Here is a 22693-nt window from a genome sequence, read left to right on the forward strand (position 1 = left end):
ATCGGGTTCCCCTTCAGGCGGTCACGCGATCGATGTTGTGCTGGAACATGCCCAGCAGCCCCTCTTCGAGCCCCAGCGTGTGCTGCGGGTTGGCGCCACAGCGCAGGCCGGCCTGCACGCCTTCGACGATGCCGAAGTCCTCGCGATGGAACACCGCGTCGATGTTGCCGAAACGCTGGGCCAGCGTCGCCTGCCCTTCCTCGCCCGCATAATCGGCCTCGCGGTACAGCATGTCGTGGGTCCAGATGGTCTTGTCGGGCGCGATCGGATAGAAGGAATTGAGCGACACGATGTTGGCGTGGTTGATCAGGAACGTATTGGGGAAGAGAGTGTAGAACACCGATGCGTAGTCCAGGATGCGCCAGGATTGCGGATCGGCGGCGGCCGCGTCCATCAGATTGGTCTTGGCCGCGGCGATGCGAATGTGCAGACCATGTTCGAAGTGCGCGATCACCCCTTTCTCGAACACCGGGCCGATGGTGTGCTTGTGCAGGATGGGCACGTGGTAGCGCTCCAGGTAGGTCTTGAGCAGCAGCTTCCAGTTGGCGTTCAGGGTGCTGACCTTGCGGCTGTGCAGGGAGAGATCGTCGAGCTTGAAGCCGGCGATCTCGTCGCTCATGTCGGCGCCCAGGCTGGCGTCCAGGTCGATGCTGGCGCCCGGCACGGGATGCAGCCAGACCAGCCCCGAGCGCTCGGTCACCGTCAGTTCCACCAGCTTGTGCTTGGCGCAATCCAGGTCGGGGAAGTTATGGGGCTTGGTCACGCCCTTCAATTCGCCGTCCAGGCCGTAGACCCAGCCATGGAAGGGACAGGTGAAGAACTTCAGTTCCTGTTCGTTGCCCGACACCAGGCGCGCCCCGCGATGGCGGCACACGTTCAGGAAGGCGCGCAGTTCGCCGCCCTTGTCGCGCACCACCACGAACGGCAGCCGGTCCCACGGGCTGAGCAGGTACGAGCCCGGCGCGCGCACCTGGGTCGAGGCGCCCACCACCAAGGGATAGTCCCGAAAAGCCGTGTCCAGTTCGCGCTCCAGCACGGCGTTGTCCATATAGACGCTGGCCGGCACTTGCACCACCCGGCCCAGCATGTCCTCGTCGCGGTCCACTTCGCGCAGCTTGAACATTTTCCGCAGGGTTTCTACTTGCGTCGCGTGTTTCATCTGAGATCCCGAGTCCTGTCTAAAGCGTGTTATGGAAAAAAGCGCCCCGGCCCCGCCGGCGCCGGGGCGGACCGGTCATGCCGCGGCGGCCACCGGCGCCTCCCGCAGATAGGCGCCGACCCGCTTGCCCACGCCGGCCAGGCCCAGGATCTCGAAGTGGCCCGCGCCATCGACGATCTCCAGCGTGGCGCCGGGCCAAGCGTCATACAGTTCCTGCGCATGCGCCGGCGGCACGAAGTCGTCGTTGGCGCCGTGGATCACCAGTCCCGGCACATCCAGCGCGCCGACGATGTGACGGGGCGCGTAGTCGGTCCACAGCGTGGCGCCGTAACGGCGCTCCAGCTCGGCGCAGAGCCGGGTCTCGACCTCGCCGTCCAGCTGGTTGAGCTGGACGAACTTCTCCACCAGAAAGCGCGTGGTGGACGGCGTCGAGATCGAGACGAAGGCATCGGCGCGAAACCCCTGGTGCATGGCCGACAGCGCCCACAGCCCGCCCAGCGAATGGCTCACCACCGCGTGGACCTCGCCCAGCCGGGCGCAGACCTTGCGGATGAAGTCGCGCACCTGCACCGGGTCGGTGCCGCTGCCGGCCGCCTCGCCATGCGCCGGCATGTCGAACAGCACCACCTCGTAACCCAGCTCCAGCAACTGCTCGGCAATCGGCACCATGCTGCCCAGGTGGCTGTGGATACCGTGCGCCAGCACCACGGTGGGGCCGGCGCCGCGCCGGTAGTACTTGTAGACGGCGCCGTTGGCCTTCACCGAGAACGACTGGCAGCGACCCAGGAACGCGCGGGTGAAGGCGTCATACGGCACCCGCGTGATGGCGAAGTACTTGTCGAGGATGGCGGCGAAGGCCGGATCTTGCGCGGTGTCCGCCATCATCAACCCCCCGCCATCGCCGCCAGGCATTGGCGCGCGCGCTCCGGCAGCACGTATTCGCCATCGCGCTCGATCCGCTCGTACAGGCGTTCGACCCGCTCGTAGTGCGCGTCCAGGTTCTGGTCGAGCAGATGATGGCGGGTCTTGTTGTAGACGCCGAACTGCAGGTCGGTCAGCAGCTCGAACGGGTTGATGTGGCCATAGGGCGTGCCGAAGATCATCTTCAGGAATTCGTCGATGTCGTGATAGCCCAGGGCGGTCAGCAGGAATTCGATGCCGGCGCGCTTGCGCTTGGTCTGGTAGGCGCGCTCCTTGGGGTCGACGATGAAGTCCAGGCCGCTGGTCATGCCGGCCGGATACTCCACCTTCGAGAAGCAGCGGAAATCGATGGTGACGCGGTCCTCGGTGGCCTGCGGCAAGGTGCTGTCGGCGTGGGCGCGGTAGTTGTCGAAGAACAGCGCCTGGCCCACCTTGGAATCGCAGAACCAGCCGGACGAGGGCTTGTCGGCGTATTTCTTTTCCCAGTACTTGGCCATCAGGAAGTCGCGCACCGTGGGCAGGTCGATCTCGGACAGCAGCCCTTCGGTGTACAGGTACAGGGCCTTGTCGATGGCGGCCCTTTCCTCGGGCTCCAGGTCCATGTCCAGCATCTTCATGTAGACGAAGTTCAGATTGGGCGCCTCGACCTCGGCGTCCTCGAAGATGACGAACGGCTGGCGCGTGATCGGGGTGGGCGTCAGGGCGGTGTGGAAGCTCTTGTAGTGCTTGGGAAAGCCCAGCCCCTTCTTGACCAGCGACGGGATCTGCAGGGCGATGCCGCTGGCCGAGTGCGTGCCATAGGGCTTCTTGCCCGCCGGCACCACGAAGGCGTTGACCACGGTGGTGGCGGCCTGCGGGAAGTGCTCCATGACCTTGTCCTGGTTGTCGTCATAGAAGCGCTTGGCCGAGGGGATGAACAGGGCGCTGTTCTCGAACATGGTGGACAGCGGGAAATAGGTGCCCACCGAGGTGTCCGAGAACGTGCCCGCCACCTTGGCCTGCAGGCGCAGCTCGCGCCGCAGCTTGCCGGCCAGGTCGGCGTCCACGTTCATCTGGATGACCTGTGTGGGCTGGTGCTCGGGATAGAAGCAGCAGGTGTTGAGCGCGCGGTTCGGCGGCAGGCGCGAGGCCACGGCGGCCGGGTCGACGGTGTAGCGGTCCAGCACGCGCACAAGGTGGCGGGCATGCACGCCGGCCGCTTCGTTCAGGAACGTGCCGGTCTTCTGCCAGATGCCGGTGCCCTGCGACTCGGCAGCGGCGGCCTGCGGCTTTTCTTGCAATTCGAGGGTAGTCATTCACATCCTCCACGGGTCGTGGGAATCGGTCTGAGGACGTCGCCCGGCGGGCGGCGCCTGAATGGCGCCGCCCCGACGACGGGTCGAACTTGCTCAAGCCGGCTGCGATACCGGCGACAACTCCTGCGCTTGCCTGGCCGCGGGCATGGCGGCCACGATCCGCGCCACGTAGGGCTGGACATGCCTGGCGTCGACCGGCGGGCAGGGATAGACCTCGCCGCCGAACACCTGCCGGCCCACCGGGAAGCAGTCGAACATCTGCTCCAGGTCGCTCTGCACCGCCAGGCCGTCCAGCACCGCCGCGATGCGGGCGATGGCGCTCTTGGGGTTGGCCTGCGCATACGCCAGGGCGTCTTCCCGCCACTGCTCGAACGGCACGCTGCCGACCTGCGCGCCCGCGCCGCGGATGTGCTGCACCAGGCTGTTGAAGCCGGGCGCCTGCGGGTTGGCGAAGTCGTAGTCCTGGCCGATGCGGTCCTGGTCGCGGATCATGACCTGAGCGATGACCCCCGCCAGGTAGTCCACCGGCAGCACGCCGCCGATATCCGAGCCCAGCAGCGGGAAACTGCCCATGGCGATGCAGCCCGAGATCAGGTTGTGCAGGAAGTCGCCGCGATCCAGCCGGAAATGGCCGCTGGTGGAACTGGCGCCGACGAATGGCAGGCGGTAGATCGAGGCCTTGGCCCCGCGCCAGCGCGCCGCCGCCACCATCTGCTCGGCCATGTACTTGGAGCTGAGGTAGCCGTACTCGCGTTCGTCCTTGGACACCTCGTAGCCCAGGTAGCGCGGCAGCGTGGCGGCGGTCGAGACGAAGTGCACCGCCTTGCCGCGGCCGCGCGAGGCCAGCCGCAGCACCTCGTGCGTGCCGACCACGTTGGGCGCCAGGTAGTTGTCCAGCGGCAGCATCCAGTCGACCAGCGCGCCCGAATGGCAGATGGCATCCACCTGGTCCGCCAACTGGTCGAACTCGTGCTCGGACAGGCCGAACAGCGGCTGGGTCAGGTCGCCCACCACCGGGTTCAACAGGGCCGCGTACTCCGGCTTCCAGAGGTCGTATTTGCGCAGGATCTCCACCTGCCGCGCCATGGCCTTCTCGGCGTCGTCGGCGCGCACCAGGCAGTAGGCGATGAGGTTGGCGCGCAGCGCCTCGTGCAGCAGGAAGGCGCCGACAAAGCCGGTGGAGCCGGTGATGAACACCGCTTCGGGCTCCGCCTCCATCGTCAGCACGTTGTCGAACTGCAGTTCCGGCTCCAGGTAGCCGCGACGCGCCACGCGGTCGTCCAGGCGGCGGCCGCCGGCCGCCTCCTTCGCCGCCGCGCCGGCCTCGGCCGGGGCTTCCTGGCTGTCCAGCCCCGCCTCGGTCAGCTTCTCCAGCAGGAACTGGCTCAGCGCCCGCAGGTTGGGATGATCGAAGGCGATCTTGGCGGGCAGCGCCAGGCCGGTCATGTCCGAAAGCTGGTTGCGCAGCAGCACGGCGGTGAGCGAGTCGATGCCGATGTCCTGCAGCGGCAGGCTGACGTCCACGTCCTCGGGCGAGGCGAACTCCAGCGCCTTGGCCACCTCGGCGCGCACCGCGTCCAGCACCGCGGCCTCGCGCTGCTCGACCGCGGTTTCCACCAGCAGCTTGCGCAGGCCGGCGCCGCCGCCCGCGCCACCGCCCGCGCCGCGCGCGCCCGCCGCCCGGCTGAACAGCTCACGGTACAGCGCCGGGGCGCTGCCGCCGTTGTTGTCCTCCAGCGTGCGCTGCAGGCGGCCGAGGTCGAGCGCGGCGGCCACGGCCATCGGCGCGTCGCTCATCACGGCGGCCTCGAACAGGTCCAGCGCCTCGGTCGGGCCCAGCGCTTCCATGCCCTGGCGGCTGAAGCGCGTCTTGTCGGCATCGCTCAGGCGCGCGGCCATGCCCTGCCCGTCCCACGCGCCCCAGGCCACCGAGGTCGCCGCCAGGCCCTTGGCGCGGCGGTGGTGCGCCAGCGCGTCCAGGAAAGTGTTGGCGGCGGCGTAGTTGCCCTGGCCCGGCGCGCCGGTCACGCCGGAGATCGACGAGAACAGCACGAAGAAGTCCAGCGGCAGGTCCTGCGTCAGGCGATGCAGGTGCCAGGCGCCGTCGACCTTGGGCGCGAACACGTTGTCGAAGCGTTCCGGCGTCTGGCCGGCCAGCATGCCGTCATCCAGCACCCCGGCCGCGTGCACCACGCCACGCAGCGGCCGGCCTTCGCCGAATTCGCCCATGACCCGTTGCAGGCCATCGGCGTCGGCCGCGTCGCACGCCACCACGGTGGCGCGGGCGCCCAGTTCGGCCAGTTCGGCGACAAAGGCCTCGGCGTCCGGCGAACGCATGCCGCTGCGCGAGGTCAGCACCAGATCACGCACCTGGTGGTTCTGCACCAGCCACTTCGACACATAGCGGCCCAGCCCGCCCAGGCCGCCGGTGACCAGCACCGCGCCGTCCGGATCGACCATGCCGCGGCGCTGCGTCGGCACCAGCACCACCTTGCCCACGTGGCGGGCCTGCGCGATGAAGCGCAGCGCGTCGGAGGCGCTGTCCAGCGGGAAGGTGCGCAGCGGCAGCGGCTTGAGCTTGCCCTCGGCGAACAGCGCGGCGATGGCAGTCAGCATCTCCTGGATGCGCTCGACGCCGGCCTCGGGCAGGTTGTAGACGCGGTAGGTCACGCCCGGATGGTTGGCCTCGACCCAGGCCTGGTCGCGCAGGTCGATCTTGCCCATCTCCAGGAAGCGTCCGCCCGGCTTGAGCATGGCGAAGCTGGCGTCGATGAACTCGCGCGCCAGCGAGTTGAGCACGATGTCAAAGCTGCGGCCCGGCGCCGTTTCGGCGAAGGTCTGCGCGAAGTCCAGGCTGCGCGAGGTGCCGATGTGGTCATCGGCCAGCCCCAGCTTGCGCAGCGCCGGCCACTTCGGTTCGCTGGCGGTGCCGTAGACCTCGGCGCCATGCAGCAGCGCCAGTTGCACCGCCGCCATGCCGACGCCGCCGGCCGCGGCGTGCACCAGCACGCGCTCGCCGGGCTGCATGTTGCCCAGCACGTGCAGGCCGTACCACGCCGTCAGGAAGGTCATGGGGATGGTGGCGGCCTCTTCGAAGCTGAGGTTGTCCGGCTTGGCCACGACCTGGCGCGCGTCCACCACGATGGAGGAACCGAAGGCGCCGCGCGCCAGCCCCAGCACCGGGTCGCCCGGCTTGAGGTGCTTGACGGCGCTGCCGACCTCGGTCACCACGCCGGCGAACTCCAGGCCGAGGGCCGGGATTTCGACCATCCCCAGCGCATTCAGCACGTCCAGGAAGTTCACGCCGGTGGCCTTGACCGCGGCGCGGATCTCGCCCGCCGCCAGCGGCTCATCCACCAGCGTCTTGACCGACAGCGGCTGGTCCAGGCGGCCCTTGGTGGCGATCTCCAGGCGCCAGTTGCCCTCGGCCGGCAACACCAGGCCGGCGTTGGCGGGCGCCTTCTTCAGGCGCGGCGCCAGCAGCTTGCCGCCGCGCAGCGCGCACTCGGGCTCGTCGGCCAATGCCAGCGCGGACGCCAGCGTGTCCAGGTCGGCCGCGGTCTCGCCCAGGTCGACGATGCGCAGGGCCAGTTCGGGATGCTCGTTGCGCGCGGTGCGCAGCAGGCCCCACAAGGGGCTGGCGCCCAGGTCGGACACGGGATCGTCACTGCTGGTGCCGACAGCGCCGCGCGTCACCCAGATGACGGGCTTGGTAAAGCCGGCCAGCGCCAGTTCCTGCACCTGCACCAGCGCGCTGGCGGCCTGGCGGTGCGACGCCTTCTCGACCGCGCCGTCGCCGGCCCACAGCTGGATCACGCCATCGCAGGCCTCGGCCTCGTTCAACTGGGCGATGTCGACCACCTGCGCGCCAGCCTCTGTGAGGCGCGACCGCAGCGCGTCGGCCCACGGCGTGCCGCTGCCTCCCATCAGGCCCCAGGTGCCGCCGAACACGGCTTCGGGCGCCTCGACCGGCTGCCATTCCGTGCGGAACAGGAAGCGGTCGACCCCGGCCGCCGCCAGCCGCCGCAGCGCCGCGCGGTCGATGCGGCGCGCATGCAGGCGCTGCAGCCGGCCCACGTGTTCGCCATTGGTGTCGTACAGGTCCAGCGAGGCCCAGAACTCGCCCTCGCCCAGTTCGAAGTCCGCCACCTTGACCCAGACCTCGGCCAGTCCGTCCTTCCAGACCGACAGGCGTTCGGCCTCGAACGGCACGAACACGTCGTCGCCCACCTGCGCCTTCAGGCGCTGGGTCAGCAGCAGCGAGTGCATCGAGGCGTCCAGCAGCGCGGGATGCAGGCCGTAGCGGATCGCCGACGACGCGGCCGCTTCCGGCAAGGCCACGCGCGCCCAGACGTCGCCGTCCACGTGCCAGGCGGCATTGATGCCCTGGAACGTCGGGCCGTAGCCATAGCCCAGCTCATGCAGGTCCTGGTAGAGCGCGGTCACGTCGATCGGATCGCCGTCCGGCGGCGGCAGCTCGACCGACTCCTGGCGCGCGGCCTGGGCCGGCGCCAGCTTGCCTTCGGCGTGCAGCTGCCATTCGCCGTCCTCGTCCGATTCCGGCGCGCTGTAGACGTGCACCGTGCGGGCGCCGCCCGATTCCGCGCCCACGGTGATCTGCATGCGCAGCGACACCCCGGGCGCCAGCACCATCGGCGCCAGGATGATCACGTCGGCCAGATCCCACTGGCCCTTGACCTGCCGCCCCGCCGCGCGCATGGCCTCGAAGAACGCCGTGCCCGGCATCAGCACCGCGTCCATCACCTGGTGCTCCCGCACCCAGGCCGGCTCGTCGGCCGCCACCACGGTCGTGAACATCGTCATGTCGGTGCCGGCGATCTGCACGCCGCCGCCCAGCAACTGGTGGTTGGCGTCGTTCAGGCCGGCGCCGACCGTGCGCGTGGGCATGGGTTCGAGCCAGTAGCGCTCGCGCTGGAAGGCGTAGGTGGGCAGCTTGACCCGCTCGCCGCCATACGGGGCGAAGAAGCCGCGCCAGTTCACCGCCGCGCCCAGCACGTGCAGCTCGGCCAGGCCCTTCTGCAAGGTCTGGGTCTCGTCCTTGGCCGGATTGAGCGAGGCCACCCAGGTCACCGGGCCGTCATCGGCCAGGCAGGCCGCGCCCATGCCGGACAGCACCGGCTGCGGTCCCAGTTCCAGGAAGGTATTGATGCCCTGCTGGTAGAGCGTGCGCATGCCGGCGTTGAAGCGCACCGCCTGGCGCGCCTGCTGCACCCAGTATTCCGGCTGGGTCATCTCGCCGCGCTTGGCCAGCTCGCCGGTCAGGCTGCTGACCAGGGCCAGCTTCGGCGCGGCGTAGTCGAGCGACTGCGCCACCTGGCGGAAGGCGCCCAGCATCGGCTCCAGCAGATGCGAGTGGAACGCGTGCGAGACCTCCAGCCGCTTGGCCTTGCGCTGTTGCTGCTTGAAATGCGCCACCACCTGCTCGATGCTGGCCAGGTCGCCGGACACCACCGTCTGCTGCGGCGCGTTCAGGCCCGCCAGCGACACCTGCGCGGCCAGGCCGAGCGCGGCCAGGGCGGCCTCGACCTCGGCCGCGCTGGCTTCCAGCGAGGCCATGCCGCCACCGGCCGGCAAGGCCTGCATCAGGCGGCCGCGCGCGGCCACCAGGCGGCAGGCGTCGTCCAGGTCGAACACGCCGGCGGCATGGGCCGCGGCGATCTCGCCGATGCTGTGGCCCAGCAGCAGCTCGGGCTGCACGCCCCAGCTTTCCCACACCCGCCACAACGCCACTTCCAGCGCGAACAGGGCCGGCTGGGTGAAATCGGTGCGGTTGAGCAACGCGGCCTCGGCGCTGCCGGCCTCGGCGAACATCACCTCCAGCAGCGGTTTTTCCAGCGTGGTGAAGCGCTGCGCGATGTCGTCCAGCGCCTGGCGGAACACCGGATTGGACTGGTACAGGCCGTGGCCCATGCGCGGCAGCTGGCTGCCCTGGCCGGTGAACAGCAGGGCCAGGCGGCATTCGCGGTCGCGGTCATCGACCATGCTGACCGCGCCCGCCGGCACCTCGCCGGTGCGGGCGTACGAGGCCAGCGCGTCGAGCAGGTCGGACTTGCCCTTGGCGAACACCACCAGGCGCTTGCGGAAGTGGGTCCGGGTGGTGGCCAGCGAATAGGCCACGTCCAGGAAGCGGTCCTGGATGTTCATGCCCATGTGCAGGTGCAGCTTGCCGGCCTGCGCCCGCAACGCCGGCACGGTGAAGGCAGACAGCACGAACGGCAACGACTCGGGCGCGGCCGCCGGCTTGGCGGCGCGGGCCGGCGCGGCCGGCTTGGGCGGTTCCTCCACGATGACATGGGCATTGGTGCCGCCGATGCCGAATGAGCTGACGCCGGCGCGGCGCGGGCGCTCGCCCGCCGGCCACGGCTGCTCCTGCTGCACCAGCGCCATCTGCGCCGCGGCCCAGTCCACCGCCGGGGTCGGCTCGACCACGTGCAGCGTGATGGGCAGCTTGTCGTGGTGCATGGCCAGCACCGTCTTCATGACGCCCGCCAGGCCGGCCGCGGCCTGCGTGTGGCCCAGGTTGGACTTGACCGAGCCGACCCACAACGGCCGCTCGGGCGTATGGCTGCCGCCGAACACCGCGGCCAGGCCGTTGCCCTCGATCGGGTCGCCCAGCTTGGTGCCGGTGCCATGGGCCTCCAGGTAATCGATGTCGGAAGGCTGCAATCCCGACATGGCCAGCGCCTGGCGGATCACGCGCTGCTGCGCCGGGCCGCTGGGCGTGGTCAGGCTGGCGCTGTGGCCGGCGTGGTTGACCGCGGTGCCGCGCAGGACGGCCAGAATCGGATCGCCGTCCCGCTGCGCGTCCGACAGGCGCTTGAGCACCACCACGGCGGCGCCTTCGCTCCAGCCGGTGCCGTCGGTGCTGGACGAGAACGACTTGCAGCGGCCGTCCGGCGACATGCCGCGCAGGCGGCTGAATTCCACATGCAGGTCGGGCGACAGCATCAGCGTCACGCCAGCCGCCACCGCCAGGTCGCATTCGCCCTGGCGCAAGGCATTGCAGGCCAGGTGCGTGGTCACCAGCGACGACGAGCAGGCGGTGTCCACCGTCATGCTCGGTCCCTCCAGGCCCAGCACGTACGAGACCCGGCCGGACATGGTGCTGCCGGCCGAACCGGTGCCAACGTAGCCGTCCAGGTCGGCCAGGCCGCCGGCCAGCGCCAGGCCGTACTCGTGGTAGCCCTTGCCGATGCCGACGAACACGCCGGTCTGGCTGCCGCGCAGCTGGTCCATCGAATAGCCGGCCTGCTCGATCGCCTCGGAGGTGACTTCCAGCATCATGCGCTGCGCCGGATCGAGCGCGCGCGCCTCGCGCGGCGAAATGCCGAAGAATGGCGCGTCGAACAGGTCGATCGGCGTCACGAAGCCGCCGCGCATGCAGTACGACTTGCCGCGCGCGTCCGGGTCGGCGTCATAGATGGCCGCCGCGTCCCAACGTTCCCTGGGCACTTCGACGATGCCGTCGCCGCCGCGCTCCAGCAGGTTCCACAGGTCTTCGGGGCTGTTGACGTTGCCCGGCAGGCGGCAGGCCATCGAAACGATGGCGATGGGCTCGTCGGCCAGCGCATTGCGGCGCTTGGGCGTGTTCAGCACCGCCTTCTTGTTGCCGGCCAGGTGGGCGGCCAGGTCCTTGATGGTGAAGTGCTCGTACAGCGTGGAAGTGGACACGTTGCGGCCCAGCAGCTTCTGCAGCTCGGCCTGCACCCGCACCACCCGCAGCGAGTTGCCGCCGATCTTGAAGAAGCTGTCGTGAATGCCGATGCGGTCGTGGCCCAGCACCTCGGCCCACACCGCCTGCAATTGCTGTTCCAGCTCGTTGGTGGGCTGCACCGCCGGCTCCAGCATCACCTCGGTGGGTTCGGGCAGCGCCTTGCGGTCGATCTTGCCGTTCGGCGTCAACGGGAATTCATCCAGTTCGACGAAGAAGTCCGGAATCATGTAGCCCGGCAGGCGCGCCTCCAGCCAGGGCCGCAGCACGCGTTGCAGCGCGGGACGCGGCGGCGCGCCGGCGGCGGGCTGGTTGGCCAAGCGCGACAGCGCCGCGCGATCGACGGCCTGCGGCGCCTGCCAGGTCAGGTCGGGCTGCTCGCCGGCCGGCCAGAACACCGCGTCGAAGGCCCAGATGTCGCGCGAGCGGCTCGGCAGCATGGCCATGCGGTAGCCCGCCGCCTCGGCGGCCTGCGCCAGGTCGCGCGGATCGACCCACTGGCCCGGCTCGGCCGTGGCCTTGGCCTCCAGCACGTGGCCGACGCGCTGGTGCACGTCGGCCAGCCGGCCATTGGGAATATTGGCGATGGCCAGCGGCTTGCCGCCCGCCTTCAGGCTGCTGGCCAGCGCCGCCAGGTCGAGCCCGTCGCCGCGCCAGTCGAGCGCGGCCAGGCGTTGCGGCCTGGCGCGGCCGGCGGCCGGCGCCCCGACATGCAGGATGACGTCGAAGCGAAAGCGCGACATCTCGTTGACGTAGGCCCCGTCGCGCAGCAGGATCTCGACGCGCGAGATCCGCGGATACAGCGCCGGCAGGTTGGCGAAGAATTCAGGCGCCAGCACCAGCTCGCGTTCCGCGCGCAGGCCGCGTTGCGTGCGCCGGCGCAGTTCGTCGGCCGATAGGCTGCACAGGCCCTGGAAGTTCGCCACGTCGGCGTGGAACGCCTCCAGCAGCGCCAGGTCGCGCACGTCGCCCACAAAGATGCGGCCTTCGGTCACGGCCTCGGTGGCCCAATCCAGCACCGACAGCAGATAGCCGGCGCTGGGGAAGTACTGCGCCACCGAGTTGATGACCACGGTGTCGAAGCTGCCCGGTTCCACCTCCGGCAGATCGTTGGCCAGGCGGTGTTCGCACGAGGCCTGCGGCAGGCCGCCCAGGTGCCGGTTGATCTGTTCGACCGCCTGGCTGGAGGCGTCGATGGCGCGGTACTGCGCGACCTTGGGCGCGACGCCGAACAGCACCAGGCCGGTGCCCGAGCCGATTTCGAAGACGCGCTCGGGGCCGGTGGCCAGGATGCGGTCGACGGTGCGTTGCTGCCAGTCGCGCATTTCGTCGGCGGCGAACGGCAGGCCGTCGTAGCTGTTGTGCCAGCCGGCGGTGTTGAAGGTGGGATCGGCCGCGCCGGGCTCGTAGGCCCGGTCCCAGACGTCGCGCCATTCGGTCACGGCGGTGGTCTCGGCGCGGCGGTCCTGCGCGGCGCTGGCCGGCGCGCTGTTGCGCAGGCAGTAGGCGACCAATTGGTCGTTGCGGCCCACCACCACGGCGCGGCCGATGTCTTCGTGGCTGGCCACGGCGGCCTCGACTTCGCCCAGTTCGATGCGGAAGCCGCGCAGCTTGATCTGGCCGTCGTTGCGGCCCAGCACCACCAGCTTGCCCGGCTCCTTGAAGCAGGCCAAGTCGCCGGTGCGGTACAGGGCGCCGGGCGCGAACGGATTGGCGCCGAACTGCGCCGCCGTCTGCGCCGGATCCTTGTGGTAGCCGCGCGCCACGCCGGCGCCGCCGATGCACAGCTCGCCGGCAAAGCCGGCCGGCACCGGCGCCAGGTTGGCGTCCAGCACGTATAGCTGGGTGTTGGCGATGGGCTGGCCGATGACGATATCCTCGCCCGGCCGCACCTGCCAGACGCTGGACCAGACGGTGGTCTCGGTCGGGCCATACATGTTCCACACCGACTCGGCGCGCGCCAGCAGCTCATCGGCCAACGCGCGCGGCAGCGCTTCGCCGCCGCACAGCAGGCGCTTGAGCGACACGGCGCGCGGCCAGCCCGATTGCAGCAACAGCTGCCAGGTGGTGGGCGTGGCCTGCATCATGGTGACAGCATGGCGGCGCATCAGATCCAGCAGCGTCTGGCCATCCAGGCTTTCCTGCTGGCGCGCGATCACCACGCTGGCGCCGCTGATCAGCGGCAGGAACAGTTCCAGCGCCGCGATGTCGAAGGAGATCGTGGTGACGGCCAGCAGGCTGTCGCCGGCCTCGCAGCCCGGCGTGGCGCGCATCGACAGCAGGAAGTTGCCGAGCGCGCCATGGGTCACTTCGACGCCCTTTGGCTTGCCGGTGGAACCAGACGTGAAGATGACGTAGGCCAGGTCGTCGGCCTGCGCCGCGCCCGGCACGTTGTCGCCGTCGTCGCCGGCCTGGGCCAGCGCCGCGCCCAGGTCCAGGCAGCGTTCGGCCCAGGCGCTCAGGCTGCCGTCGCGCGCCGCCGGCGGCGCGATCAGCAGCGCCGGCTGGGCGGCTTCCAGCATCTGGCGGATGCGTTCGGCCGGGAACGCCATGTCGACCGGCACATAGGCGGCGCCCGTCTTCAGCACGGCCAGCAGCGCCACCACCATGTCGATGGAGCGGTCCAGGCATACGCCCACCCGTTGGCCCCGGCCGATGCCCTTGCCGCGCAGCACGCCGGCCACGCGATTGGCGGCGGCGTTCAGTTCGCCGTACGACATGGCCTGGTCGGCGCAGCGCAGCGCCACCCTGCCCGCGTGCTGGGCGGCGGCATGCTCGAACAGTTCATGCACCACGGCGCCCAGCGTGGCGGCGTCGCCGGTGGCGTTGAACTGCTCCACCAGCGATTGCCGTTCGCCCGCCGACAGCGCCTCGACCTCGCCCAGCTTGCGGTCGGCCGACGCCGGCAGGCGGCGGCACCAGTCCGCCACCTGCGCGGCCAGCTGGGCCGCGGCGCGGCGCGTGATCTTGCGCGGGTTGAAGTGCAGTTCGAAGGCTTCACTGCCAGCCAGCAGCACGAATTCCAGCGCCGGACGATCCTCGTCCACCGCATGGGCGGCCGGCACCTGGCTGGACACCAGCACGTCCGGCGTCAATTCGCCGCGCGCATGGCGCGCGGCAAGCGTGGCGTCGCGGCCGATCAGGTCGCGCCGGATCAGGCCATGCTCGCGCGCCCGGCCCAGGGCCTCGGCCACGGCCTCCAGATTGCGCGACAGCGGCGCCGCCGCGTCCAGCCGCGCCAGCACCGGCGCCCAGGCGCAGAACACATCGCGGCACTCCGGCTCCACCTCGGCGCGCGGCAACGCCACCGCCAGGTGGACCTCGGCCACGCCCGACGCGCGCGCCAGGAAGGTGCACAGGCCGCCCACGGCCTGCTCCACGTATGCCTGCTCGCGCCCGGCGCCCCGCGGCGCGGCGGGCAGCTTGCCCACGATCGGCGCCGTGTTGGCGTCGGCGGTCGCCGGCCGCGCGTAGGGCAGGCGATACGGCTGCCAGGCGGCCCATTGGCCGCGCCAGTAGGCGGTCGACGCGGACGCGGCGGTGCCGGCGGCGGTGACCTGGGCGCGGGCCTGCTCGCCCACCGAGGCCAGGCGCGCGCCGGCCTGCAGACTGCCGCCGCTGACCAGATCGGCAATCGCGACGTCCTCGCCTTCCAGGGTGCACAGCGCCTCCAGGCGCAGCGCGCGGTTACCCGTGGCGATGCTGGCGCCGAACGCGTCGGCCGCCACCACGTCGCCCGGCGCCGCGCCCGCGGCGCGCGCCTCGATGCTGACCTTGCGCACGGCCAGCACGCGGCCGTCGATCAGCGCCTTGGGCCACACCAGCGGGCTGCTGAAGGGTCCGTGGTCGGTGGCGCGCACCATGGCGGCGATCTGCTCGGCGTCCTGGTTCCAGTCGATCAGGCCTTCGGCCGAGAACTGCGAATGGCGCGAAAAATAGCGGCGCCGGGACAGGTCCTGCGGCGTCTCGCTTTCACGGCCGGCGGCCAGCTCGTCGACCAGCGCGCCGAAGCTCTGGATGGCGGTCTCATCGCACTTCAGGCCCAGCGACAGGGCCGTGTCGGTCGACTCGATCGGCACGGCGACGCGCTTGAGGATGCCGCCGCCGTCGATGATCTCGCCGATGCGATGCCAGGTGATGGCGTAATCGGTGGCGCGGTCGTATACCGCCCAGGCCGGCACGTGCAGGCCCGAGTATTCCGGCAGCGGGCCATAGTGGTAGTTGATGCTCATGCGCCGCACGCGCTCGAGCAGCGCGTCCGGGATCACCGAGTAATTGCCGATACTGAAGAGAATGTCGGCCGACAACCGGGATTCCGGCTTGACCGCATCGTCCAGGGCGTACTGCGGGATGCCGGCCTTGGCGGCCCACGCGCGCACGGTCAAATCCGTGGAAATCACTGCCTGTATGCGGTGTCCCTTTGCCATCAGCAGTTCGCCGCAACGAACCAGGACACTGCCGTCTCCAACCAAAAGCGATACGAAACCCGTCATGATCTGTTCTTCCTATGAAAGACATTCTGACCCTGGCGGCAGCACGTTTTTTTCTAATGCGTTGCCTGCCGCCCGCATGCTCGCGTCGACGAATTCTTATACAGATGATTTGAAAATTCCAGACGCGTCACTGCCGCCGAACACGTACGTACACCCCCATTTTTTCGAGCAAAAGCGCGCATCTCGGCGCCTTGCGGCTGCCCGCGTCAAACGCCGTATCGAACACAGGTGAACATGTCCGCAAGCGCCTGAATACGGGCGTCTTCGTCGTATTTCGCGCGTCATGCGGCGGCCTCGGCGCGGCGCGTTCGCGGCGCGCCGGGCGCCGCGAACGCGGTACGTACGGGTCCCCGCGAGCCACGCCGCACTACGTATTCGCGTACGTGGATGCACGTATAGAGATACGTATTGGGGCAGTCCTACACTTGATTCGCACAAGCACACCACCGCCGCACATCACCGTGCATGGGGAGAGGGACATGTTCGATCATTCGGGCGTTTCGATCGTGGGCAGCGGCCATACGCCGTTCGGCAAGTTGGACGCTCTGAATCTTGAGCAACTCATCGTGATGGCGGCCAACGAGGCGATCGAAGACGCCGGCGTGGATCCGGCCGAGATCGACGCGATCTTCCTGGGGCATTTCAACGCGGGGCTGGTGCCCGATGCCTTTCCCGCCTCGCTGGTGCACCAGGCGCACCCGGCGCTGCGCTTCAAGCCCGCGACCCGTTGCGAGAACGCCTGCGCCTCGGGCTCGGCCGCGATCCATGCCGGCCTGCGCGCCATCCAGTCGGGCGCGGCCGGCACCGTGCTGGTGATCGGCGTCGAGAAGATGACCTCGCGCACCACGCCGGAAGTGACCGAGGCGCTGGCCTGCGCCGGCTACAAGAACGATCCGCGCGAAAGCGCCATGAGCTTTCCGCAGCAGTTCGCGCGCCTGGCCGAGCAATACGCCGACCGCTACGACGACCCGCTGCCGGTCATGGCCGCCATTGCCGCCAAGAACCACGCCAACGCCCTGCGCAATCCGCTGGCGCAGCTGCGGCGCGAACTGGACGCCGACTTCTGCAACACCATCTCGGAACGCAATCCGATGATCGCGTCGCCGCTGCGCATGACCGACTGCTCGCCCATCAGCGACGGCGCCGCCGCCGTCATCCTGACCTGCGAGCGGCGCGCGCCGCGCTATGCGCGCCAGGTGCGCTTTCGCGCCGCCACCCAGGTCAATGACATGCTGCCGCTGGAGGGCCGCGACCTGCTGGCGTTCGAGGGTCCCCACCGCGCCATGCAACGCGCCTATTCGGATGCCGGCGTGCAGTTGCAGGACCTGGATTTCGCCGAGGTGCACGATTGCTTCACCATCGCCGAACTGCTGATCTACGAGGCCATGGGCCTGGCCGCGCCGGGCGAAGGCCATCGCGTGCTGGCCGAGGGCACGGTGCGGCGCGACGGCGACCTGCCCGTCAACCTGTCCGGCGGGCTCAAGGCCAAGGGCCATCCGGTGGGCGCCACCGGCGTCTCGATGCACGCGTTGGCCTATCGCCAGCTGACCGGGCGCGCCGGCCAGATGCAACGGCCCGGCGCCGAACTCGGGCTGGTGTTCAACATGGGTGGCATGGCCGTCGCGAACTACGCGTCGGTGCTCGAAGCCGTGCGGGCCTGACGGCATGAATATCGCCAACTGGTTGCAGGCGGCCGCGCTGGAGCACGGCGCGCGGCCGGCCCTGTTCAACGGCTTGCGGCTGCACGCCACCTATCACGACTTCGCCCGCCGCGCGGCCGCCCTGGCCGCCTGGCTGCGACAGGAACACGGCCTGGCCCCGGGCGACCGCGTGGCGCTGTTCGCGCGCAACCGCGTCGAGTACCTGGAACTGCTGTACGCAGCCTGGTGGCTGGGCGCGGTGGCCGTCCCCATCAACCCCAAGCTGCATCACAAGGAAGTCGGCTGGATCGCCGCCAACGCCGACGCCAGCGTGATCTTCACCGACCGGCGCGACGACCTGCCGGCCGACTGCCTGCCGGCGGCCTGCCGCCACCTGGAGATCGATGGCGCCGACTACGCCAGGGTCTGCGAGGCGCCCGGCCCCTGGGCCCCGCCCGCGGCGCTGGCCGCCGACGCGCTGGCCTGGCTGTTCTATACCTCCGGCACCACCGGCCGGCCCAAGGGCGTGATGCTGAGCCATCGCAACCTGGTGGCCATGGGCCTGTGCTACGCGGTGGACGTGGAAACCGTGGAGCCCGGCGACGGCATGCTGTACGCCGCGCCCATGTCGCACGGCGCCGGGCTGTACCACGTGCTGTACGTGCGCAAGGCGGCGCGCCACATCGTGCCCGAGTCGCGCGGCTTCGAGCCGGCCGAGATCCTGGCGCTGGCCGAACAGACCGGCCCGCTGTCGTTCTTCGCGGCGCCCACCATGATCAAGCGCCTGGTCGAACAGGCGCGCGCCGGCGGCCGCGACGGCCGCGGCATCAAGACCATCATCTACGGCGGCGCGCCGATGTATCTGGCGGACCTGGAGGAAGCCCTGGCGGTGCTGGGCCAGCGCTTCGTGCAGATCTATGGCCAGGGCGAAAGCCCCATGACCATCACCGCCCTGTCGCGCGACGTCATCGCCGACGCCGCCCATCCCGAACGCGCGGCGCGGCTGGCCTCGGTCGGCACCGCGCAAAGCTGCATGGAACTGCGCGTGGTCGACGCCGCGCTGCGCGCGGTGCCCCACTGTACCGAGGGCGAAGTGCTGGTGCGCGGCAACGCCGTGATGCAGGGCTACTGGCGCAACGATCCCGCCACCGCCGAAACGCTGGTGGATGGCTGGCTGCGCACCGGCGACATCGGCCGGCTGGACCCTTGCGGCTTCCTGACGCTGACCGACCGCAGCAAGGACGTGATCATCTCGGGCGGCTCCAACATCTACCCGCGCGAGGTCGAGGAAGCGCTGGCGCGCCACCCCGGCGTGCGCGAGGTGGCGGTGGTCGGCGCCCCCAGCGCGCAATGGGGCGAGGAAGTGGTGGCGTTCGTGGTGAAGCGCCCGGGCGCCACCCTGATTCCCGAGGAACTGGACGCCTGGTGCCGCGGCGAGATCGCCTCGTTCAAGAAGCCCAAGCGCTATGTGTTCCATGAAGAGTTGCCCAAGAACAGCTACGGCAAGATTCTCAAGACCGCATTGCGCGAAGCACTGCGCGGTGCCGAATCCACCGGCTAGGGTTGTTGCCAGGCCGTGCCAATGAACCGGCGCATCAGAAGCCGGAATCCCCCAAGGAGGAGAGCATGAGAAGACGCGATTTCATCAAGGCCGCCAGCCTGCTGGCCGGCGCCTCGACCCCGGCCATCTGGACCGGCCGCGCGGCCGCCGCGGCCAGGCCGGTCACCCTGAAGTTCGACAGCTACATCAGCGAAACCTCGGGCCCGTCGCGGCTGGACGAGTGGTACCTGAAGCAGCTCGAAACCCGCACCAACGGCGCGGTCAAGGTGCGGCGCTACTGGGCCCAATCCCTGAACAAGGTCGGCGAGCACCTGTCCGCCGTGCGCGACGGCACCTCGGAAATGTCGTTGATCTCGCCGGGCTACTACCAGTCGCAATTGCCCGTGACACGCGGGCTGGACTGGTACTACCGCATGCACCGCTCGGACGCGCTGCAATGGCTGTGCCGGGATGTCTACGCCGAATACCAGCCGCTGCGCGACGAATGGGAACGCCGCTACAACAGCAAGGTGCTGTACTGGACCAACTGGTACTACGCGCCGCTGGTGACGCGCCAGCCGATCAATTCGATCGCGGACATCCGCGGCAAGCGCATCCGCGGCTACGGCGCCGCCAACGAGGTCATCGAGCGGCTGGGCGGCACCGCCGTGCCGATGGCCGCGCCCGAGGTCTACACCGCGCTGGAACGCGGCGTGCTGGACGGCGTCTACGGTTTCGACTTCATTACCGCCGTGGCCTACAAGCTGCACGAGATCGCGCCGTACTTCACCGATATCGGCGACGGCCCGCACGGCCCGGCCGCGACCATTATCAACGCCCGCGTGTGGAACAACTTCCCCGATCCGGTCAAGCAGGTCAGCGACCAGATCGTCAGCGAAATCTACGGCGGCGAATACGCCCGCATCTACGAGGCGGCCGCGCGCCAGTACGTCAAGACCGCCAAGGCCGAGGGCACGAAGTTCTCGTCGCTGCCGCAGGCCGAGAAGGACCAGGCGCGCGGCCTGGTGCAGCCGGCCCAGACCGACGGCTGGGTGGATCGGGTGGCCAGGCCCGCCGGGCTGGACGGACTGGCGATGCAGACGCTGGTGAACAACGCCATCGCCAAGTACGACAAGCAGGGCAGCTTGAAACGCTTCGACGAACTGGCCGCCGAGGCCTGAGGGCGGTTTCCTTCCCCCGCGGCCCGGCCAGCGCGCCGGGCCGCCCACCGGCAGAACATCCATGGACTACTCCTCCCGCCTGGGCGCGGCGTTGCGCGCCCTCTCCAACCTGTTCGGCGCCATCGCCACGCTGTTCCTGCTGTTCCTGATGTTCGGCATCACGCTCGATGCCATCGTGCGGGCCCTCTACGGCCATTCCATCCCCGGACTGTTCGAGATGTCCGAACTGAGCCTGGTGGTGATCGTGTTCTTCGGCCTGGGCTGGACGCAGATGGACGATGCCCACATCCGCGTCACGCTGCTGCACAAGAAGGTGCCGCCGCGCGTGGCGCAGTGGATGGACGCGCTGGCCTGGCTGGCCGCCGCCGCGGTACTGGCCATGCTGGCCTACCCCGCCAGCGGCGAGGCGCTGGAATCGATCGAGATCCGCGAGTTCCGCTGGGGCTATGTCGAAGTGCCGGTCTGGTGGACCAAGGCCATCGTCGCCATCGGCCTGTGGTTCGGCGCGCTGCAGATGCTGGCGCAGGCCGGCTGCAGCCTGTGCCGCGCCGAACCCGCCGCCCGCGCCACGCCGGCGCTGGCCTCGCACTGACCCTTTCCGGGATCCCCTCCATGGACGACGTCACCATAACGCTGATCGCCACCGGCCTGATCTTCGTGTTCCTGCTGCTGGGCGCGCCGGTGTTCGCCGCGCTGGCGCTGGCGGGCATCACGGGCCTGATCCTGGTCGAAGACAGCGCCTTCGTGCTGAACCGGCTCAAATCCTATTCCTACGCGCAGTCGGCCTCGTACCTGCTGACCGTCATTCCGCTGTTCATCCTGATGGGCGCCTTCGCCCATCACGCGGGGGTGGGACGCAAGCTGTTCGACGTGGCGCGCAAATGGGTCGGCCACATGCCGGGCGGGCTGGCCATCGCCAGCGTGCTGACCTGCGCCGGCTTCGCCGCCACCTCGGGCTCCAGCGTGGCCACCGCCGCGACCGTGGGCGCCGTCGCCATTCCCGAGATGAAGCGGGCCGGCTACGACCCGCGCCTGTCGGCCGGCGCGGTGGCGGCCGGCGGCGTGCTGGGGGTGCTGATCCCGCCCAGCGTGCTGCTGATCTTCTACGCGGCGTTGACCGAGGTCTCGGCCGGCAAGATGCTGGTGGCCGGCGTGCTGCCGGGCCTGCTGTCGACGCTGGTGTTCATCCTGGGCATCCGCGTCATCAGCGCCTCGCCGCAGATGGCGGCCACGGTGCTGCCCAAGAGTCCCTGGCGCGAGCGCGTGGCCTCGGTCCGCAACGGCTGGCAGGTGCTGGTGCTGTTCGTGATCGTGCTGGGCGGCATCTACCTGGGTTTCGTCACGGCGACCGAGGCCGCCGCGGTCGGCGCATGCGCCGCGTTCATTATGCTGCTGTGCGCGCGGCAGGCGCGCGGCGAGCTGGGCGCCAAGCTGGTCGAGAGCCTGCGCAACGCCGTCACCACCACCGTGATGATCCTGTTCACCATGCTGGGCGCGGGCATCTTCAGCCTGTTCCTGAGCCTGGTGCAGATCCCGCAGCAGATCGCCGAGGTGATCGTCTCCTCGGACATCCCGCCGCTGCTGGTGGTGGGGCTGATGCTGCTGGCCTACTTCCCGCTCGGCATGTTCCTGGATGCCTTCTCGATGCTGGTGATCACGCTGCCGATCATGTTCCCCACGGTGGTGTCGCTCGGCTTCGACCCGATCTGGTTCGGCATCCTGGCCGTGAAGATGTGCGAAATCGGCCTGATCACGCCGCCGGTCGGGCTGAATGTGTTCGTCATCGCGGGCATCGACCGCCAGACGCCGTTGACGCGCATCTTCCACGGCGCCTGGTGGTTCGTCATCATGGAGGTGGTCACCACGCTGATCCTGTTCTTCTTCCCGGTCATCGTCACGATCCTGCCTGAGATGATGCTCGGAAAATGAAGCGGGACGCGCGGCGCCGGTCAGGCCATGTTGTCGACCAGGATGATCTTGGATACCAGCTCGGCGGTGTTCTTGGCGTCCAGCTTGCGCATGATGCGGGCGCGATGCACCTCTACCGTGCGGTAGGAGATGTCCAGCCGCATGGCGATCTCCTTACAGCTCAGGCCGTTGGCCACGTACGCGGAGATTTCGCGCTCGCGTCGCGTCAGGTTCGCTGTGCGCAGGCAGTTTTCGGCGATGCGCTCGAAGCTCCAGATCATCAGGTCGAAAGGGTCCTCCGGGGTCAGGGTGATGCCGCGCGCGCGCGCCCAGAACACCTCGCGGCTGCGATGCTGCATGAAGCGCTCGTCTTCGTAGTAGCAATTGCTTTCCAGGTGCTTGAGGCAGCGTTGGCCGATCTGGTGAAAATCGGACAGCGAGGGATAAAGCTGCAGAATCGATTTGCCCACCAGTTCCCTGCGCGTATAGCCGAACAGATTCGCGAAGGAGTGATTGCATTCCGAGATCTTGCGCGCGCTGCAGATGACTTGCGGCGCGGGAGATTCCTTGAAGGCGAGCAATGTCAGGTGAAAGTCACTCATATTGTCTCCCCGGATAGCGTGCCGGTTTTGCCGTTGCGCGGCGGAATCCGCCGCGCTTTTATGGCGGCCCGCATCTTGTGCGTGCGGGCTTCGAGGCGCCAGTGTATAAGAAGCATTCGGCACCTGGAATGGGCTTTTTCCTGCGGTTTCAGACGGGTTTTCCCGGCAGTCCGGCCGCCCGGAAAGCCCCGTTCCCACGCGCGTTCTTCCGGTGTTTCCGGG

Annotated in this window: 10 protein-coding genes; 5 read left to right on the top strand and 5 right to left on the bottom strand. The window is 69.3% G+C overall.

Annotation, left to right across the window (positions count from 1 at the left end; genetic code table 11):
- Window positions 1–13: 13 nt before the first annotated feature.
- The 4 genes from ABFG95_RS04350 to ABFG95_RS04365 form a co-directional block, all read right to left on the bottom strand.
- Window positions 14–1159: an aromatic ring-hydroxylating dioxygenase subunit alpha gene (locus ABFG95_RS04350; protein ID WP_054417428.1), complete on the bottom strand. Its 1146-nt coding sequence runs from the start codon at window positions 1157–1159 to the stop codon at window positions 14–16.
- Between the two features lie 75 nt (window positions 1160–1234).
- The gene (locus tag ABFG95_RS04355; RefSeq protein WP_348995498.1) at window positions 1235–2044 is read right to left on the bottom strand and encodes an alpha/beta fold hydrolase; all 810 of its coding nucleotides are present in this window, start codon (window positions 2042–2044) and stop codon (window positions 1235–1237) included.
- Window positions 2044–3375 (bottom strand): hypothetical protein, encoded by a 1332-nt coding sequence (locus tag ABFG95_RS04360; protein ID WP_348995499.1) that lies wholly within the window; start codon window positions 3373–3375, stop codon window positions 2044–2046. The genes ABFG95_RS04355 and ABFG95_RS04360 overlap by 1 nt, the downstream gene beginning before the upstream one ends.
- Window positions 3376–3468: 93 nt before the next feature.
- Window positions 3469–15507, bottom strand: coding sequence for an amino acid adenylation domain-containing protein (locus ABFG95_RS04365; protein ID WP_348995500.1), 12039 nt, complete (start codon window positions 15505–15507; stop codon window positions 3469–3471).
- 572 nt (window positions 15508–16079) lie between these two features.
- Between ABFG95_RS04365 and ABFG95_RS04370 the strand changes: the two genes are divergently transcribed.
- The 5 genes from ABFG95_RS04370 to ABFG95_RS04390 all read left to right on the top strand — a co-directional run bounded on the left by ABFG95_RS04370 (window position 16080) and on the right by ABFG95_RS04390 (window position 21890).
- Entirely contained in the window at window positions 16080–17261 is a 1182-nt protein-coding gene (locus ABFG95_RS04370) for an acetyl-CoA acetyltransferase (RefSeq protein WP_054417426.1), read from the top strand.
- Window positions 17262–17265: 4 nt separating this feature from the next.
- Complete coding sequence (locus tag ABFG95_RS04375; protein ID WP_336725657.1) at window positions 17266–18801, top strand: AMP-binding protein; 1536 nt, start codon at window positions 17266–17268, stop codon at window positions 18799–18801.
- A gap of 65 nt (window positions 18802–18866) precedes the next feature.
- Window positions 18867–19961 (top strand): TRAP transporter substrate-binding protein DctP, encoded by a 1095-nt coding sequence (dctP, locus tag ABFG95_RS04380; RefSeq protein WP_348995501.1) that lies wholly within the window; start codon window positions 18867–18869, stop codon window positions 19959–19961.
- Window positions 19962–20022: 61 nt separating this feature from the next.
- The gene (locus tag ABFG95_RS04385) at window positions 20023–20553 is read left to right on the top strand and encodes a TRAP transporter small permease (protein WP_054417423.1); all 531 of its coding nucleotides are present in this window, start codon (window positions 20023–20025) and stop codon (window positions 20551–20553) included.
- A 20-nt stretch (window positions 20554–20573) separates the two neighbouring features.
- The gene (locus tag ABFG95_RS04390; RefSeq protein ID WP_054417422.1) at window positions 20574–21890 is read left to right on the top strand and encodes a TRAP transporter large permease; all 1317 of its coding nucleotides are present in this window, start codon (window positions 20574–20576) and stop codon (window positions 21888–21890) included.
- Window positions 21891–21910: 20 nt separating this feature from the next.
- Here ABFG95_RS04390 and ABFG95_RS04395 read toward each other — a convergent pair whose 3' ends face one another.
- Complete coding sequence (locus tag ABFG95_RS04395) at window positions 21911–22471, bottom strand: LuxR C-terminal-related transcriptional regulator (protein ID WP_006386116.1); 561 nt, start codon at window positions 22469–22471, stop codon at window positions 21911–21913.
- Window positions 22472–22693: the final 222 nt, after the last annotated feature.

It is taken from the genome of Achromobacter sp. HNDS-1, from assembly GCF_040084795.1.
Taxonomy (GTDB): domain Bacteria; phylum Pseudomonadota; class Gammaproteobacteria; order Burkholderiales; family Burkholderiaceae_B; genus Achromobacter; species Achromobacter ruhlandii.